This is a genomic window from Arthrobacter gengyunqii (genome assembly GCF_023022985.1).
In the GTDB taxonomy this organism is placed as follows: domain Bacteria; phylum Actinomycetota; class Actinomycetes; order Actinomycetales; family Micrococcaceae; genus Arthrobacter_B; species Arthrobacter_B gengyunqii.
Genome location: NZ_CP095461.1, coordinates 1,261,060 through 1,277,045, shown reverse-complemented (window position 1 = coordinate 1,277,045; position 15,986 = coordinate 1,261,060). Strand labels below are relative to the sequence as shown.

Sequence of the window (15,986 nt, the reverse complement as noted above, 5' to 3'; positions counted from 1 at the left end):
GACGGTCTGAAACGGTGCGGCACGAAGCGGGCTACCGGTCCAACAGCCATACTGTCACCTCGGCGCCGGCCGGGAAGGACTCCCGTCCCGCGGGCAGGTGCACCAGTGCGTTGGATGTGGCCAGGGCATGGACCAGATGAGAGCTTGGTCCGCCCACCAATTCCACCTGTCCTGTGCTGCCGGGCTCGGCAGGCGGCAGGTACCGGCCGCGCCGGACCTGGTGCTTGCCTGCAGGACTGTGAACGTCGGCGGTCAGCAGTGCGGTCAGTTCCGGGCGCGGACGCGGCAGCCCCGTCACCGAACCCAGCGCCGGCCGCAGGAACATCTCGAAGGACACCACACAGCTGACCGGATTGCCGGGAAAGGCCAGGAACGGGATGCCGGCAACTCTGCCGATCCCCTGCGGGCCGCCGGGCTGCATGGCCACGGACAAGAACTCCACGTCTTCCCTGCCCAACCCCTGCTTGACCACCTCGAAGGCACCCTTGCTGATGCCGCCGGAGGTGATGATCAGGTCGGGCGCTTCGGCGGCGAGGTCCTCGTGGAGCCGGTGCTGGAATTCCTGCGGAGAGTCCGCCAGCACGCGGGTGCGCAGCACCGTTGCTCCGGCCTCCTCCAGCAGGGACCGCAGCAGGGTGGTGTTGGCGTCGTGGATTTGTCCGGGCTGCAGCGGCAGGCCGGGTTCCACCACCTCATCGCCGGTGGTCAGCAGCAGGACGCGCGGGCGGGCGCGAACGCGAACCGCGTCCACTCCCAGAGCGGCCAGCAGGCCCAGCTGCCCCGGCCCCAGGACGGTTCCGGCGGGCAGAGCCGGATCGCCGGCGCGGATGTCGCTGCCGGCGGAGCGCACATATTGTCCGGCGGGAACTCCGGCGGGCAAGCTGACGGTGGCCCGGGGCAGGGCTTCAACGGCGGGGCTTCCGACTGCGGACGGAAAGGAGTCCGGCACCGCCTGCTCGATGGGCACGACGGCGTCTGCTCCGGGTGGGAGCATGGCTCCGGTCATGATGGGCGCGGCTGTGCCCCGGACCAGGGCCGGTGGCTCGAAACCTGCGGGGATGGTGGCCGCCACCGCCAGTTCGACGCGTTTGCCGGGCTGGCCGGACGTGGCGAGGTCTGCGGAGTGCACGGCGTACCCGTCCATCTGCGAGTTGGCGAAGGGAGGCAGGCTTCCCGGCGCAGCGACGTCAGCCGCCAGCACCCGTCCCCGGGCGCTGATGAGGAACTCGTCTTCCGCTGCCTGCGGGCGCTCGCGGAATCCGGCCGCCAGCAAATCAAGCACGGCCATCCGGTGCTCGGCTACGCTGCGCGGCGAGCCTAAGCCTGGTGGGCGAACCTGCGGCTCATCGGCTGGCGTGGTACTGGGTGTAGGCACCGGACTCCTTGTGGCGGAGGGAATGAACGAAACGGCGGACGGCGAAAGTTACTTCGCGTTCACTCGAATTGTATGCAGGCCGGTGGCGCCGTCGGGTACCACCGGGCGCTGCGTTTCATCCTGTTCGGTGCCGTCGGCATCGATGGCGCGCACGGTAACCGTGTGCTCGCCCGGGCTGAGGTCAACGCCGGCCGACCACTGCACCCAGGTGTCAGCCGAGATTGCCGGGGCCAGGTCCGCGTCCTGCCAGCCGCCGTCGTCGACCCGCACCTGCACCCCGCGGATGCCGGTGTGCTGGGCCCAGGCCATGCCGGCCACAGTGGTTTTCCCGGCATCCGTGGAAGCACCCCGGGACGGTGTGTCGATCCGGGAGGACAGCTTGATGGGTCCGCGTTCGGTCCAGCCGCGCTGGGCCCAGTAGGCAACTTCGTCGCTGAACCGCGTGACCTTGAGTTCGGTGACCCATTTGGTGGCTGACACATACCCGTACAAACCCGGGACCACCAGGCGCACCGGAAAGCCGTGTTCCAGCGGCAGCGATTCTCCGTTCATGCCCACCGCCAGCAGGGCGTCGCGGTTGTCCGTCAGGGCCTCGAGCGGGGTGGATGCCGTCCAGCCGTCCCGGCTCGTGGACAGCACCATATCGGCGCCGTTCTGGACGCCGGCGGCGGCCAGCAGGTTGCGGACCGGCCAGCCCAGCCATTTGGCGTTGCCGATCAGGCTGCCGCCCACCTCATTAGAAACGCAGGCCAGGGTGACGTAGCTTTCCTGCAGCGGTTTGGCGAGCAGGTCGGCAAAACTGATGGTCATCTCCCGGTCCACCATGCCCGTGACCTTGAGGGTCCACTCGTTGGCATCAACCAACGGAACGCTCAGTGCGGTGTCAATGCGGTAAAAGTCCGCGGCGGGCGTCAGCACCGGTGCCAGGCCCGGGATCTCCAAATCCGCGCCCACGGGAATCTGCGCCGCCGGCGTCACCGCGGAGGGCAGGACCACGCCGTCGCGCAGGGCCACCGCGTTCACCTGTCCCACCCGGGATCCGCCGGCCAGCGCGCCCGCCACCACGCCCACCGCTGCTCCCCCGCCCAGGGTCATCAGCACGTCGCGCCGCCGGGCACCGGCTTCTTCGGGAAGCGAATCGCGCCACCGTCCAAGTCGGGCGATCAGGGCACGCAGCACCAGGATTCCCACCGCGGCGGCCAGCAGCGGAGGCACCAGGGACAGCACACTCATTTGCGCCCGGGTCAGCACGGCAGCCAGGCCGGCCGCACCCAGGAAACCGATGACGACGGCGCCGGCCGGCGGGCGGCGCAGCTGAAGGACCCCGGCTGCTGCGCCGCACAGGGCGATGACCGCGGACATGGCCACCAGGAACGCTGCCTTGTCGGCAGTTCCGAACAGGCCAATGGCCCAGTCCTTCACCGGTCCGGGCATCCCGTCGATGACTACGGAACCCACCGCGCTCACCGGAGAGAGCGACGGACTCATCAGGGCTGCCGCCAGTTCCCCGGCAACCACGCCAAGGCCCGCGGCCACAACACCCGACGCAGCAGCCCACAGGGGGAATTTTGAGGCCGTGCGTGTCATGCCGCTCGCTTCTGTCGATGTTCCGCCGCTGACGGGGTGTTTCAGCCGCCGGTCTGTTCTCCCCCGCTGGTCTGCTCTGGTCTGTTCTATCGGTGCCGGCTGGGCGGATCCTGAGAAGTCTGCCCAAACCTGGTTTTGTCCGCGCGCTCCACCGGTCAGCGCGGCAGCAGCAGCGCCACCCCGAAGCGTGCCAGAGCCAGCAGCACAAGGTAGAGCGAGATCAGGATGAGGCAGATTCCCAGCGCGATTTCCGGTTGGTTGGAGTTCAGGCTGAGCTCAATCTGCAGCGGCAGCGTGCGGGTGCGCCCCTCAATGCTGCCGGCGAAGGTGATCGTGGCGCCGTATTCCCCCAGCGAACGGGCGAAGGCGAGCAGTGCACCCACTATGATGCCGGGCAGCGCCAGCGGCACGGTGATGTAGCGCAGGATCGCCGTGGGCCCGGCTCCGGATGTGGCAGCTGCCATTTCCAGGTCATGGTCAACCGCCCGCAGGCTGCTCAGCGACGCCACCACAAAGAACGGCAGCGAGACAAACACCTGCACTATCAGGACCGCTGCCGGCGAATAGCCCACGCCCAGGCCCGCGGATTCCAATACCCGGCCGGCAATGCCCTGGCGCCCCCAGAAATACAACAGCGCAATGCCGGAAACCACCGGGGACAGCACGAGCGGAATGAGCAGAATGCCGCGCAGCAGCTGCATCCAGGGACCTGACAGCTTACTGAACAGGACGGCCAACGGCAGGCCCAATGCCACGCAGATCAAGGTGGAGCCCACCGAGGTGGCCAGGGACAGTCCCAGAGCGGTACGGGCTTCGGAGGCGGTCAGCAGCGAACCCAGCGAGGTCCACGGGACGTTCAGCAGGAGCGCCGCCACCGGGCCTGCGCAAAACAGCAGCGCCAGCGACGCCGGGATCCACAGCCACGTTGGCGTGGTGGCCCGCGCTTCGCGGTTCATTGCCCCGCCCCGGTCCGGCGAGACCTGCCCGCGGCGCCGTTTCCCGGACAGACGCCACTTTCCGCCGGCGTCCGCCTGCCGGCCCGCCGGCTCACTGTCCCGGTCACGGTCGCTGCCACTCTCCCGGTCACTGTCTCTGTCACTGTCCCGGAATGCGGAAGCCCGCCTCGCGGAAGATCCGGGCCGCGTCGTTCCCGGCGAGCCACTCATAGAATCCGACAGCTGCCTCATGCTCTGCTCCCTCCACGGTCAGGGCCGCGGGGTACTGGTTGGGTTCGGGATCATTCAGTTCAAGATACGTCACCCCTCGGTTCGCAGCCGAGAGCGCATCGGTTTGGTACACCAGGCCGGCATCCGCCTGCCCCGTTGCCACTTTCGTCAGGACCGACCGGACGCTGTCCTCCCGGCTTTCCCCGCTCAGGACCACTCCGGCGCTGTCCAGGACACGTGCGGCAGCCCGGCCGCACGGCACCGACGCGGCGCAGACCGCCGACTGCACTGTCTCCGAGGACAGATCGGCGAGCGTCGCCACCTCCCCCGGGTTCCCTGGTGCCAGCACCAAAACAGTCGAATTCCCGGCCACCACCTGTTCGGCGGCGATCAGCCCCTTCTCCCGGACAGGGTCCAGGGCCTCAAGATCAGCCGTGATGACGACGTCAGCCGCAGCTCCGGACAAAAGCTGGCTGCCGAGCTGGGCGCTCGAGCCGAGGTTGGTGCGCAGCCGGCCGCCGCCGTCGTAGGCTTCATTCATGGCTTCGATCACATCCGTGAGTGAAGCTGCGGCGAATACCGTAATGTCGGGACCCGGCGTTCCGGTGCCACTGCCGGCCGGCGCGGAACAGCCCGCGACAACCGCCATCAAGGCGGCGGAGGCAGCCAGAGACGGCAGGTTTCGTCGGATAAAACGCATTGATAGAGCCTAACCGTGAAAGGGCGTAACCTCGACCCATGGGTATCCAGCTGGGAATGCCGTCCATCGGCTCGCCGCCAAGCGCGGCCGGCTCCGGGTGTGCCACCGGTTCGACTGCGGATGACGCCGCCGGCTCGCATGCCGGTGCCTCAGAAGCCAACGGTTCGGCGGCGGCAGCGGGTGTCCGCGCCGCTGACGGGCTCCTGGACCGGTACGGGCGCCGCGCCACCGACATGCGGCTGTCCCTGACGGACAAGTGCAACCTCCGCTGCACCTACTGCATGCCCGCCGAGGGTTTGGATTGGCTCGCCAAGGACAAGGTTCTCAGCGGCGCGGAGATTGTCCGGCTGGTGCGGATCGGCGTGGACGAGCTGGGAGTTCGGGAACTGCGCCTGACCGGAGGCGAACCGCTGGTGCGCGCCGATCTGGTCGACATTGTCGCCGGGATCCGCAGCAACCATCCGGACCTTCCCATCTCAATGACCACCAACGGTCTGGGCCTGGACAAAAAAGCCCAGGCGCTCAAGGACGCCGGGTTGACCCGAATCAACGTCTCGCTCGATTCCCTGCATCCGGATACCTTCGCTCAGCTGACCCGCCGGCCTTTCCTGCCGCGCGTGCTGGCCGGCGTCGAGGAAGCCGCCCGGGTGGGGCTGGGACTGATCAAGATCAACGCCGTGCTGATGCGCGGGATCAACGACGTCGAATCCCCGGATCTGCTCGAATGGGCCGTCAGCCACGGCTTTGAGCTGCGCTTCATTGAGCAGATGCCGCTGGACGCGGACCACGGCTGGACCCGGGACGGAATGATCTCCGCGGCGGAGATCCGCGGCTGGCTGGAGCGGGACTTCATCCTCACGCCCGACCCGCGGCAGCGCGACGGCGCCCCCGCCGAACGCTGGGAAGTCCGGCGCCGCAGCGCCCCCGACGTCGTCGCCGGCATCGTGGGCATCATCGCCTCGGTCACGGAGCCGTTCTGTGCGGACTGCCGGCGGACCCGGATCACGGCCGAGGGCAAGGTGCGCAGCTGCCTGTTTTCCCACGAGGAAACCGATCTGCTGGAACTTCTCCGCACTCCGGGCAGCGGAGACGCCGAGGTGGCGGCCCGCTGGCAGGACGCCATGTGGGGCAAACCCAAAGCCCACGGAATGGACCATACCGGTCTGGGGGACGCTGACTATGTGCAGCCGGACCGGACCATGAGTGCGATAGGCGGCTAAGTGCAGATTCGATATTTCGGTGCAGCGAAAGCGGCATCCGGTGTGGAGGAAGAGATCCTGGCCGGGACGGAACCGGGAGTGGACGGAGTGTCCGAGGGCGCGCCGCTGAGCGAGCTGCTGGATTTCCTTTCCGCCCGGCATGTCTCGGCACCCGAGGGCACTCCCCCGCTGAAGAGCGTGATTTCCCGCAGCACGTTCCTGGTCAACGGATTTGCAGCGCGCGACCGGTCCCTGCCTCTGGCCGCCGGAGACACCGTAGACATCCTGCCGCCGTTCGCGGGCGGATAAGCCGGGCATCCCGCAGGAGGAACCCACAGCAAACAGCAGGAGCACGTCCCCTCGGCGGGGACGTGCTCCTGCTGTTTTGGCTGTTTCCGGGAAAGAGAAAAGGCTAGAAGCCCAGCTCCTCTTTCGAGCTGAACGGTCCCACCACGGTGATGGTGCGCGGGGCGGCGGCCAGTTCGGCGGCCAGTGCCTGCACTTCCTCTGCGGTGACGGCACCAATGCGGGCGAGGGACTCGTCGATGTCGATGAACTCTCCGCTGACCAGCTCGGCCCGGCCCAGGCGTGACATGCGGGAGCTGGAATCTTCCAGCGCCATGACCATGCCGCCGGCGATCTGGCCGCGGGCCTTCTTCAGCTCGGCTTCGTCCACGCCGTCCGCTGCCAGCCGCTCCAGTTCGGAACCCATCAGGTCGATAACCTGGCGGGTCTTGGCCGGTGAGCAGCCCGCATACATGCCGAAATATCCGGCATCGGCGTAGGACGCGGAGAAGGAGTAGGTGGAGTACACCAGACCCCGCTTTTCGCGGATCTCCTGGAACAGGCGCGAGGACATGCCGCCGCCCAGGATGGTGTTCAGGACGCTCATGGCAAAGCGGCGGTCGTCGGTGGCGGTCAGCGACGGGCAGCCCATGACCACGTTGGCCTGTTCCACCGGCCGGTTGATGACCTGGACTCCGGCGGTGCCGGAGATTGTCGCCGGTTCGGTGTTCCGGCGGGGCGCCGGAACGGCGTCCTCGGACAGATCCCAGCCCGCCTTCTTCAGGGCGTCGAGCACCAGGGCGCAAACGTCGTCGTGCTCCAGGCCGCCGGCAGCGGTGACCACCAGCTCCGAGGGACGGTAGTAGCGCCGGTAGTGTTCCAGCACAGCTTCGCGCGGAACGCTCTTGATCGCTTCGGGCGTGCCGCCGATGGGGCGGCCCAGGGCGTGGTCGCCCAGGACGGCTTCGGCAAACTTTTCGTGGCACAGGTCCGCGGGATCGTCGGCATCCATGGCGATTTCTTCCAGGATGACGTCGCGTTCCTGTTCCAGTTCCTCCGGGTCCAGGACCGCGGAGGTGATCATGTCCGTGATGACGTCGATGGCCATCGGCAGATCAGTATCCAGCACCCGTGCGTAGTAGCAGGTGCTTTCCTTGGCCGTGGCCGCGTTGGATTCCCCGCCCACCTCGTCAAAGGCCAGCGCGATGTCCAGCGCGGAGCGGCGCGTGGTTCCCTTGAACAGCAGGTGTTCAAGGAAGTGGGTTGAGCCGTGTCGGCCCGCGGCTTCATCCCGCGAGCCGACACCAACCCAAAAACCGATGGTCGCGCTCCGCTGACCGGGCATGGCCTCGGTCAGCACGCGCACTCCGCCCGGAAGGACGGAACGGTGCACGACGGCGCCTCCCGGAGTTCCCATCACAAGGGACGGTTCGCCGGGAAGGGTGGTCAGCGGAAGGCGGACAACCGTCCCGGATGCCGGAGCATGTCCGGCATCGGGACGGTTTCCATCAGCAAGGTGTGACATTTACTCTGCGGACTCGGCTTCCGCTGCTTCTTCGCCTTCGGCGTCGTCAGCAACCACCGGAGACAGGGAGAGCTTTCCGCGGTCGTCGATCTTGGTGATTTCCACCTGGATCTTCTGGCCGACGGAGACAACCTCGTCAACGTTGTCAACGCGCTTGCCACCGGCGAGCTTGCGCAGCTCGGAGATGTGCAGCAGGCCGTCCTTGCCCGGGGTCAGGGATACGAAGGCACCGAACGTGGTGGTCTTCACAACCGTACCCAGGTAACGCTCGCCGATCTCGGGGACCTGCGGGTTGGCGATCGCGTTGACCGCCGCACGGGCAGCCTCGGCGGAGGTGCCGTCGGTTGCACCGATCAGGACCGTGCCGTCATCTTCAATGGAGATGTCAGCGCCGGTGTCTTCCTGGATCTGGTTGATCATCTTGCCCTTCGGGCCAATGACCTCGCCGATCTTATCCACGGGGATCTTCACCGAGATGATGCGCGGGGCGTACTCGGAGAGCTCGTCCGGGGTGTCGATCGCAGCGTCCATGACGCCGAGAATGTGCAGGCGGGCTTCGCGGGCCTGCTTCAGTGCTGCTGCCAGCACGGAAGCGGGGATACCGTCGAGCTTCGTGTCCAGCTGGATGGCCGTGACGAACTCGGAGGTGCCGGCAACCTTGAAGTCCATGTCACCGAAGGCATCTTCGGCGCCGAGGATATCGGTCAGGGCGGCGTAGCGGGTTTCGCCGTCAACCTGGTCGGAGACCAGGCCCATGGCGATGCCGGCAACCGGAGCGCGCAGCGGAACACCGGCATTGAGCATGGACAGCGTCGAGGCGCAGACCGAACCCATGGAGGTGGAACCGTTGGAGCTCAGGGCTTCGGAGACCTGGCGGATGGCGTACGGGAATTCTTCACGGGTCGGCAGCACCGGCATGAGCGCGCGCTCTGCCAGGGCACCGTGGCCGATTTCGCGGCGCTTGGGCGAACCCACGCGGCCGGTTTCACCGGTGGAGTACGGCGGGAAGTTGTAGTTGTGCATGTAGCGCTTGCGCGTTACGGGCGACAGCGAGTCGATCTGCTGTTCCATCTTGAGCATGTTCAGCGTGGTGACGCCCAGGATCTGGGTTTCGCCGCGCTCGAAGATGGCCGAACCGTGGACGCGGGGCAGAACCTCAACCTCGGCGGTGAGCTGGCGGATGTCCGTCAGGCCGCGGCCGTCGATGCGGACCTGGTCCTTCAGGATGCGCTGGCGCACAACCTGCTTGGTGACGGAGCGGAATGCTGCGGAGATTTCCTTCTCGCGGCCTTCGAACTTCTCGGAGAGCGAAGCAACAACTTCGTCCTTGAGCTCGTCGGCGGCGATGTCGCGCTCCTGCTTGTCAGCGATCGAGAAGACCTTGGCCAGCTTGTCAGCGGCTGCGGCTTCCACGGCTTCGTAGACGTCGTCCTGGTAGTCCAGGAAGATCGGGAACTCGACGGTCGGCTTGGCGGCGCGTGCCGCCAGGTCGGCCTGTGCCTCGCACAGGGCCTTGATGAACGGCTTGGCCGCTTCGAGGCCTTCTGCAACAACTTCTTCGGTCGGGGCGGTGGCGCCCTCTTCCTTGATGAGGTTCCAGGCGGCGTCGGTGGCTTCGGCTTCCACCATCATGATGGCGACGTCGTCACCTGCAATGCGGCCGGCAACCACCATGGAGAACACTGCGCGCTCCAGTTCGGAGTGCTTCGGGAAGGCAACCCACTGGTCGTCGATCAGGGCAACGCGGACGCCGCCGATCGGACCGGAGAACGGCAGGCCGCTCAGCTGGGTGGACATGGAGGAAGCGTTGATTGCCACGACGTCGTACAGCACGTCGGGGTTGATCGCCAGGACGGTGACCACAATCTGGACCTCGTTGCGCAGGCCCTTGACGAAGGCGGGGCGCAGCGGGCGGTCCATCAGGCGGCAGGCCAGGATGGCTTCGGTGGACGGGCGGCCTTCGCGGCGGAAGAACGAGCCCGGGATGCGGCCGGCGGCGTACATGCGCTCTTCGACGTCCACGGTCAGCGGGAAGAAGTCGAAACCTTCACGCGGGGATTTGCCGGCGGACGTTGCCGACAGCAGGACGGTGTCATCGTCGATGTAGACAGTGGCTGCGCCTGCAGCCTGCTGGGCCAGACGGCCGGTTTCGAAGCGAATGACGCGCTGGCCGTATTTGCCGTTGTCAATGACGGCTTCTGAGAACTGAATTTCGGGACCCTCCATAGAGAGCCACCTCCGTTTCTACGTTGGCGGAGGCATCCAGCATCGTCCCAATAAACGCGTGCACCGCTGTGAAGCGGGTCGGTTCAACACCCGGTCTTCGATCGAGGTCCACGGGCGGAAAACTCCCGGAGACCACTACCGAGGACCGCGAATGCTGCGATGCTGGCTGACTCCTGTTGATGTGGCTGTTACTGCTGTGGTGCTGTTGCTGCTGTAGTGCCAGGATTATTCGAGGGCAGGTGCGCTTCCGGTCGAACCGGTGTCCATGCCTGCCTGAAAAAGGGCGGCTCCCACGAAACGCAGGGGCCGCCCTCTCCAAAGACTACTTACGCAGGCCGAGGCGCTCGATGAGCGCACGGTAACGCGCGATGTCCGTATCCTTGAGGTACGAAAGCATACGACGACGGCGACCAACCATGGCCATCAGGCCGCGGCGGGTGTGGTGGTCGTGCTTGTGCGTCTTCAGGTGTTCAGTCAAGTCGAGGATGCGGCGCGACAGCACTGCAACCTGAACCTCGGGCGAACCGGTGTCGCCTTCGGCCCGAGCGTATTCCTTGATGATTTCCTGCTTGACTACGGGATCAAGTGCCAATGTAACTCTCCTAGAGTTGTGCCGTGAGGCCCGAGTCAGCACTGCGCTGCCGGGGATCTTGGCGCCGCCCAGGATTAATCCTGAAAGACACAAAGAAATTCAGCCGCCACGGACCGCAGCCGAATTTGATAACAGTTTACCTGTCCCCGCTGCTATCTGTCGAAAGCACGTCCCGCGTGCGTGCCACGTCAAGGCGCATCTGCTCAATCAGTGCCTCGGGGCCTGTATACGCGACCATTCCGCGCAGCCGCTCCACGAATTCCACCACCACGTGCTGGCCGTACAAATCGAAATCGCTGATTCTTTCCTCGGGCCGGTCAATCACATGGGCCTCCACCTGCCGGCTGACGCCGTCGAAGGTTGGATTGGAACCCACTGAGATGGCTGCGGGCCAGCGCGTGCCTGCCTCGTCAACCAGCCAGCCGGCGTAGATGCCGTCCGCGGGAATGAGCCCGCTCGCCTCGGGGGCCAGGTTTGCCGTGGGAAAACCAAGTTCCCGTCCCCGCGCGGCACCGTGGATGACTTCGCCGCGCATGCGGTGGGTGCGGCCCAGCAGCCGTGCCGCGGTGCGGACGTCGCCGCTGCGCAGTGCTTCCCGGATCCAGGTGGAGGAGCAGCGCCGCCCCCCGGACGCCGCGGGGCCGTCCGGCAGGGCACCGAAGTCCTCCACTGCCTGGACTTCAAAGCCCAGTTCAGCGCCCAGCCGGCGCATCGTCTCAAGGTCGCCGGAGTTGCCGCGGCCAAAGCGTACGTCGTGGCCAATGACGACGGCACACACGTGCAGTCCGTCCACGAAGACCTGCCGGACGAATTCCTCGGGAGACAGCGATGCCAACTGCAGGTCGTAGTGCATCATCAGCAGGCCGTCCAGACCGGTGGCTGCCAGCGCCTCACGGCGGTCCAGCGGTCCCATGATCAGTTCGGGGGCCGTCTCGGGACGGTGCACCTGTGCCGGGTGCGGATCGAACGAGATGGCTACGGCTGCGGCATCTTTCTCGCGGGCCACCTTCACCAGCCGGTCCAGGACATGCTGATGTCCCACATGGACGCCGTCGAAGTTGCCGATCGTCACTACTGTCGGACCGATCCCGGCGGGAACCTCGGCCAGGCCATTCCAGTAGTACACAAAAGCTCCTTCAAACGGATGGTTCGGGGTGCGGCGGAGCCGCAGGAAAAAGCCCGGAACAGCGCGGTGCCGTACCGGACTTCTCCATTATTGCCGAAAAAGAATCAGCCCTGCGCCGCGTCGGCGGATGGGCCGCTTCCGCGGGCGGCTCCGCCTTCGCTGTACTCACGCTTGAGTTCGCTGGTCTTGGCGATGAACCGGTGCCACACGAGCAGCGCCGGCGGGAAAGCGAGTTCCAGGATCATCAGGATGATCATGGTGAAGTGCGGGGTGCCGCTGAACGCCCAGGACAGCACGCGCCCAATGCCGCCCAGGAACACCATCAGGCACACCAGCCAGAGCATGTTGGCCCACTGGAACTTCACGGCAATGGCGATGAAGGCTGCGCCGACACCCACCATCATGGCCGAGAAGAAGCGGAACTGGGACTCCAGCGAGGCATTGATTTCGCCGCCGCCGGTGTCCGCAACGCCCGATGTTCCGGTGACAAGGTAGTACACGCCGACGCCGGCGACGAGAATGCCCACCCCGATGACGACGGCGCGGAAAACACCCCAGTCGTCGCTGCTCTTGTACGGCTTGCCCTTGGATTTCGCCGCTTCCTTTCCGCCCTTGGCGGGGGAAGCAGCCGTCCGCTTGCCTGTCGGGGGAACCTGCAGCTGCTCGGTGGGACGCGTTGCCTGTCCTGCAGCGGGAACGTGGGGCTTCCTCCCGGCCGAGGCCGCGGACGGCGGCGGAGCCTGCTGATCCGTTGGCTGAGCCGTGGGCGGCTGCGCAGGTTGAGCGGGACCGGACCCGTCGTGGCGGTCACCTGGTGTCGAAGCCGAGTTGCTCATTTTTCCCCCTGAAGGAATGGAAAAGGCGAAGGGATGCATTCTCCTGCCATCGTCTCACGCATGGCACCGTCGCGGCGGGCACCCGAGCCTGCGGGTTTCGGCCTGTGGTTCAGGCGCGGGCGGCGGCATCCGAGCGGTGGCGGTAGAGCCACCACAAACCCAGCACCGGAAGGATGAGCGGAACGTAGCCGTAGCCCGCGCCGAAGCCTGACCAGACCGTGTCGTCGGGCAGTGCGGCGGGATCCACGAGCCCGAAAATGCCCACGGCCAGCACACCCACCATTTCAATGCCCACGGCAGCCACTGACACCTTGTAGGAGCCGGAGCCGGACTTCGCCAGCCCCACTGTTGCCACGATGTAGACCACGGCAGCGAAGGCGGACAGCAGGTATGCCAGCGGAGCCTGGTCGAACTTGGTGGCGATCTGGAACAGTGCGCGTGCGGTCGAGGACAGCGCAAAGACGGCGTAGACCGCTACCAGCAGACGGCCTGCCCCGGTGTTGCGGGCAGCGGGTCCGGCGGCAGCCCCTTCGGGGATACTGCCGGACCGGGACTTGTTCGAATTCATGCGGGTATTACTCCATCCCAAATCTGCTCCATCCGGAACAGCATGACAAATACGGTGATGCCCACGGCACCCAGGACCAGGTTGGACCAGCGGCTGCGGTCCATGAGGGACCACCAGACGGCGCCTACGGGAACGAGGAGCGCGGTGAACAGATAACCCCAGAATTCCCAGGGCTCTCCGGCCACCCCCTCCCCGCCCACCTGGCGGATGATCGCGGCCACGCCGTAAACGAGCAGGAAAAGCTCCACGGCGGCTGCGGAAAGAATGGTGAGGTCATTGGGTCCGTGCTTGAGCACGGCCGCTCCGACGCACAGCACCACGGACACCAGGCACACGATGGTGCCGACAATGAAGAGCGGATCGACAACCACTTAGACTGCCTCGTTTCCCGGGGCGAAAACCAGCAGCGCCTTGGCATAGGCGGCAGGGAATTCAGCGCCGGCAGGTCCCCTGTTTTCCAGCAGGCCCACAAGCGTGCCGCCCGGTGCAAAGGCGGCCACCGGGGTGCCATCCCCGATGCCGTCGATTTCCGACGGCGGGATGCGGCGACCGTGGGAGAGATCGACCGCTTCCGCGGCACTCAGCTCGCGGACCGGGAACAGTGCCCGGGCGGCGTCGTCGAGCTCCAGGACCTGCAGGTCCGAGGCGAGCTGCTCCAGCGTGGCGGCCTGCTCCAGGCTGTACGGGCCCACGCAGGTGCGGCGCAGGGCGGTCAGATGGCCGCCGACGCCGAGCGCACCGCCCAGGTCGCGGGCCAGGGCGCGTATGTAGGTGCCGGAGGAGCAGTCAACGGTGACGTCGACGTCGCGCAGCCGGCCGCCGTTTTCGCGCCGGATGTCGTGGACCTCAAATCGGGAAACGGTCACCGGTCGGGCCGGCAGGTTCACTTCCCCGCCCGCACGCACCTTGGCGTAGGACCGCTCGCCGTTGACCTTGATGGCGCTGACGCTGCTGGGCACCTGCAAAATGTCGCCGGTCAAGCCTGCGACGGCTGCCATAATCTCTTCGTCGGTGACTGCCGCGGCGATGGTCTCGGCGGTGATCTCACCCTCGGCATCGTCCGTCACCGTGGATTGGCCCAGGCGAATCGTGGCTTCATAAGTCTTGGAGGTGCCAACGATGTAAGTCAGGAGCCGGGTGGCCTTGTTAATGCCCACCACCAGTACTCCGGTGGCCATCGGGTCCAATGTCCCCGCGTGCCCCACTTTTCGGGTGCCCGCTAGTTTCCGCAGGCGGCCAACCACATCGTGGCTGGTCCATCCCTGCGGCTTGTCCACAATAATCAGCCCTGAACGGACCTGCCCTGAATTCACGCCTTTCAGTATATGCGGCCCGGGCCCGCAGATCCTGACGACGCTGCGCCGGGGAGTGGCTGCCCGGGGTTGTTGGGAACTACGATGCGGGTATGCCTGAGCTCTCACCGCACGTCCGCAACGCTCCTGCCAACCAGATCCGTGAGATCACGCAGGCGGCCTGGGCCCGGCCGCATTCGATTGTGCTCAGCATCGGCGAGCCGGGCTTCCCCACTCCCCCGCACATCCTTGAGGCTGCGGCAGCCACCCTGAGCCGGGATGAGACCGGGTACACGCCCAACGCCGGGATCATGCCGCTGCGTGCGGCCTTCGCTGAGCGGGCGGGCCTGCACAGCGGTGTGGAGGTGGCCCCGGGCCGGGCGTTCGTGACAGCCGGAGCCCAGCAGGGACTGCACCTTGCCATGAGCATGCTCCTGGACGTCGGGGACGAGATCCTCATCCCCAACCCCGGCTATCCGACCTTCGCCATGACCGCAGGGCTCCTGCACGCCGTTCCGGTGGAGTATCCGTTGTATCCCGAGCATGACTTCCAGCCGCGGATCGCGGACATTGAGGCGCTGATTACCCCGCGGACCCGGGTCCTGCTGCTGAATTCCCCGTCCAACCCGCTGGGCGCCGTGTTCAGCGAGGACTTGGTGGCAGAACTGGTGGAGCTGGCCCGGCGGCGGGACCTGTGGATCATATCCGATGAGTGCTACGAGGCCTTCACCTACGATGTGCCGCATGTCAGCCCGCTGAAGTACGACGGCGGGGGGCCGGGTTCCGAGGACACCGCCGGCGGAGAGCGGGTGATCGTCTCCGTGACACTCTCGAAGACCTATGGCCTGACGGGGCTGCGGATCGGTGCGCTCATCACGCCCGCCGGGTTGGAGAAGCAGATGAGCACGGTCATGGAGTCCATCGTGTCCTGCGTTGCTTCGCCGTCGCAGTACGCAGCCCTTGCCGCGCTCGCCGGACCGCAGGACTATGTCGCTGAGGCAGCGGCGCACTACCGGGCCAACCGGGACGCCGCCGCAGCGGTGCTGGATGCCAAGGGCATTCCGTATCTCAAGGCCCAGGGTGCGTTTTATCTCTGGGCGGACGTTTCCCATGCTTCCAACGGCGATGTGCGGGCCTGGACGCAGAAGTTCCTCGCGGAGCAGGGCGTGGCCGTGGCACCGGGAACGGCCTTCGGATCGATCGGCGAGGGCTGGATCCGGATAGCCCTGTGCGGCGGCTCCGAGGAATTGGTGACGGGCCTGGAACGTCTTCCGGCCCGTCCCCGGGAGTAAAACACCGCATCATTGCGTCAGTCGATGCGCTGATCCGGCACAACCCCTGCACGAAGGATTTCGCTGTTACGGACGAAATACTCGACTCCGCAGGGAATGGAAAAATCCCGGCTTCCTATTGTTTACCTGTCAGGAAGCCGGATTTAGGCTGTGAGTGCCTCGGCCGGGGGCGTGGCTGGGAACCGCGGAGGCCTCGGGGAAAGTCTCGCATTGCACC

General features: G+C 66.4%; 15 protein-coding genes. 3 read left to right on the top strand and 12 right to left on the bottom strand.

Annotation, left to right across the window (positions count from 1 at the left end):
* Positions 1-31 precede the first annotated feature (31 nt).
* The 4 genes from MUG94_RS05785 to modA all read right to left on the bottom strand — a co-directional run bounded on the left by MUG94_RS05785 (position 32) and on the right by modA (position 4,828).
* Positions 32-1,375, bottom strand: coding sequence for a molybdopterin molybdotransferase MoeA (locus tag MUG94_RS05785; protein WP_227908167.1), 1,344 nt, complete (start codon positions 1,373-1,375; stop codon positions 32-34).
* Between the two features lie 48 nt (positions 1,376-1,423).
* The gene (locus MUG94_RS05780; protein ID WP_227908166.1) at positions 1,424-2,962 is read right to left on the bottom strand and encodes a molybdopterin-dependent oxidoreductase; all 1,539 of its coding nucleotides are present in this window, start codon (positions 2,960-2,962) and stop codon (positions 1,424-1,426) included.
* A gap of 155 nt (positions 2,963-3,117) precedes the next feature.
* Complete coding sequence (locus MUG94_RS05775) at positions 3,118-3,918, bottom strand: molybdate ABC transporter permease subunit (protein ID WP_227891207.1); 801 nt, start codon at positions 3,916-3,918, stop codon at positions 3,118-3,120.
* A gap of 139 nt (positions 3,919-4,057) precedes the next feature.
* Complete coding sequence (gene modA, locus MUG94_RS05770; protein WP_227908165.1) at positions 4,058-4,828, bottom strand: molybdate ABC transporter substrate-binding protein; 771 nt, start codon at positions 4,826-4,828, stop codon at positions 4,058-4,060.
* Positions 4,829-4,866: 38 nt separating this feature from the next.
* Between modA and moaA the strand changes: the two genes are divergently transcribed.
* Both moaA and MUG94_RS05760 read left to right on the top strand, forming a co-directional pair.
* Complete coding sequence (gene moaA, locus MUG94_RS05765; RefSeq protein ID WP_227908164.1) at positions 4,867-6,048, top strand: GTP 3',8-cyclase MoaA; 1,182 nt, start codon at positions 4,867-4,869, stop codon at positions 6,046-6,048.
* Complete coding sequence (locus MUG94_RS05760; protein WP_227908163.1) at positions 6,049-6,336, top strand: MoaD/ThiS family protein; 288 nt, start codon at positions 6,049-6,051, stop codon at positions 6,334-6,336.
* Positions 6,337-6,439: 103 nt separating this feature from the next.
* Here the strand turns inward: MUG94_RS05760 and MUG94_RS05755 are convergent, their stop codons facing one another.
* The 8 genes from MUG94_RS05755 to truB all read right to left on the bottom strand — a co-directional run bounded on the left by MUG94_RS05755 (position 6,440) and on the right by truB (position 14,498).
* Complete coding sequence (locus MUG94_RS05755; RefSeq protein WP_423724188.1) at positions 6,440-7,837, bottom strand: M16 family metallopeptidase; 1,398 nt, start codon at positions 7,835-7,837, stop codon at positions 6,440-6,442.
* Entirely contained in the window at positions 7,838-10,063 is a 2,226-nt protein-coding gene (locus MUG94_RS05750) for a polyribonucleotide nucleotidyltransferase (protein ID WP_227908162.1), read from the bottom strand.
* A 322-nt stretch (positions 10,064-10,385) separates the two neighbouring features.
* Positions 10,386-10,655, bottom strand: coding sequence for a 30S ribosomal protein S15 (gene rpsO, locus MUG94_RS05745; protein ID WP_227891212.1), 270 nt, complete (start codon positions 10,653-10,655; stop codon positions 10,386-10,388).
* 136 nt (positions 10,656-10,791) lie between these two features.
* Positions 10,792-11,781 carry a bifunctional riboflavin kinase/FAD synthetase gene (locus MUG94_RS05740; RefSeq protein WP_227891213.1) on the bottom strand — a complete coding sequence of 330 codons (990 nt, stop codon included), beginning with the start codon at positions 11,779-11,781 and terminating at the stop codon, positions 10,792-10,794.
* A 104-nt stretch (positions 11,782-11,885) separates the two neighbouring features.
* The gene (locus MUG94_RS05735; RefSeq protein ID WP_227908161.1) at positions 11,886-12,617 is read right to left on the bottom strand and encodes a DUF4345 domain-containing protein; all 732 of its coding nucleotides are present in this window, start codon (positions 12,615-12,617) and stop codon (positions 11,886-11,888) included.
* A gap of 109 nt (positions 12,618-12,726) precedes the next feature.
* The gene (locus MUG94_RS05730; protein WP_227908160.1) at positions 12,727-13,185 is read right to left on the bottom strand and encodes a hypothetical protein; all 459 of its coding nucleotides are present in this window, start codon (positions 13,183-13,185) and stop codon (positions 12,727-12,729) included.
* On the bottom strand, positions 13,182-13,556 hold the full coding sequence (locus tag MUG94_RS05725) for a hypothetical protein (protein ID WP_227891217.1): 375 nt from the start codon (positions 13,554-13,556) through the stop codon (positions 13,182-13,184). Before MUG94_RS05725 ends, MUG94_RS05730 begins: the two co-directional genes overlap by 4 nt.
* Positions 13,557-14,498, bottom strand: a complete 942-nt coding sequence (truB, locus tag MUG94_RS05720) for a tRNA pseudouridine(55) synthase TruB (protein WP_227908159.1) — start codon at positions 14,496-14,498, stop codon at positions 13,557-13,559.
* Between the two features lie 92 nt (positions 14,499-14,590).
* Between truB and MUG94_RS05715 the strand changes: the two genes are divergently transcribed.
* Positions 14,591-15,769 (top strand): pyridoxal phosphate-dependent aminotransferase, encoded by a 1,179-nt coding sequence (locus MUG94_RS05715; RefSeq protein ID WP_227908158.1) that lies wholly within the window; start codon positions 14,591-14,593, stop codon positions 15,767-15,769.
* Positions 15,770-15,986 lie beyond the last annotated feature (217 nt).

Bases quoted from the DNA above. Each gene is read 5' to 3' on its own strand.
- MUG94_RS05780 (WP_227908166.1), bottom strand. From the start codon at position 2,962: ATGACACGCACGGCCTCAAAATTCCCCCTGTGGGCTGCTGCGTCGGGT.
- MUG94_RS05775 (WP_227891207.1), bottom strand. From the start codon at position 3,918: ATGAACCGCGAAGCGCGGGCCACCACGCCAACGTGGCTGTGGATCCCG.
- modA (WP_227908165.1), bottom strand. From the start codon at position 4,828: ATGCGTTTTATCCGACGAAACCTGCCGTCTCTGGCTGCCTCCGCCGCC.
- moaA (WP_227908164.1), top strand. From the start codon at position 4,867: ATGGGTATCCAGCTGGGAATGCCGTCCATCGGCTCGCCGCCAAGCGCG.
- MUG94_RS05755 (WP_423724188.1), bottom strand. From the start codon at position 7,837: ATGTCACACCTTGCTGATGGAAACCGTCCCGATGCCGGACATGCTCCG.
- MUG94_RS05750 (WP_227908162.1), bottom strand. From the start codon at position 10,063: ATGGAGGGTCCCGAAATTCAGTTCTCAGAAGCCGTCATTGACAACGGC.
- MUG94_RS05735 (WP_227908161.1), bottom strand. From the start codon at position 12,617: ATGAGCAACTCGGCTTCGACACCAGGTGACCGCCACGACGGGTCCGGT.
- MUG94_RS05730 (WP_227908160.1), bottom strand. From the start codon at position 13,185: ATGAATTCGAACAAGTCCCGGTCCGGCAGTATCCCCGAAGGGGCTGCC.
- MUG94_RS05715 (WP_227908158.1), top strand. From the start codon at position 14,591: ATGCCTGAGCTCTCACCGCACGTCCGCAACGCTCCTGCCAACCAGATC.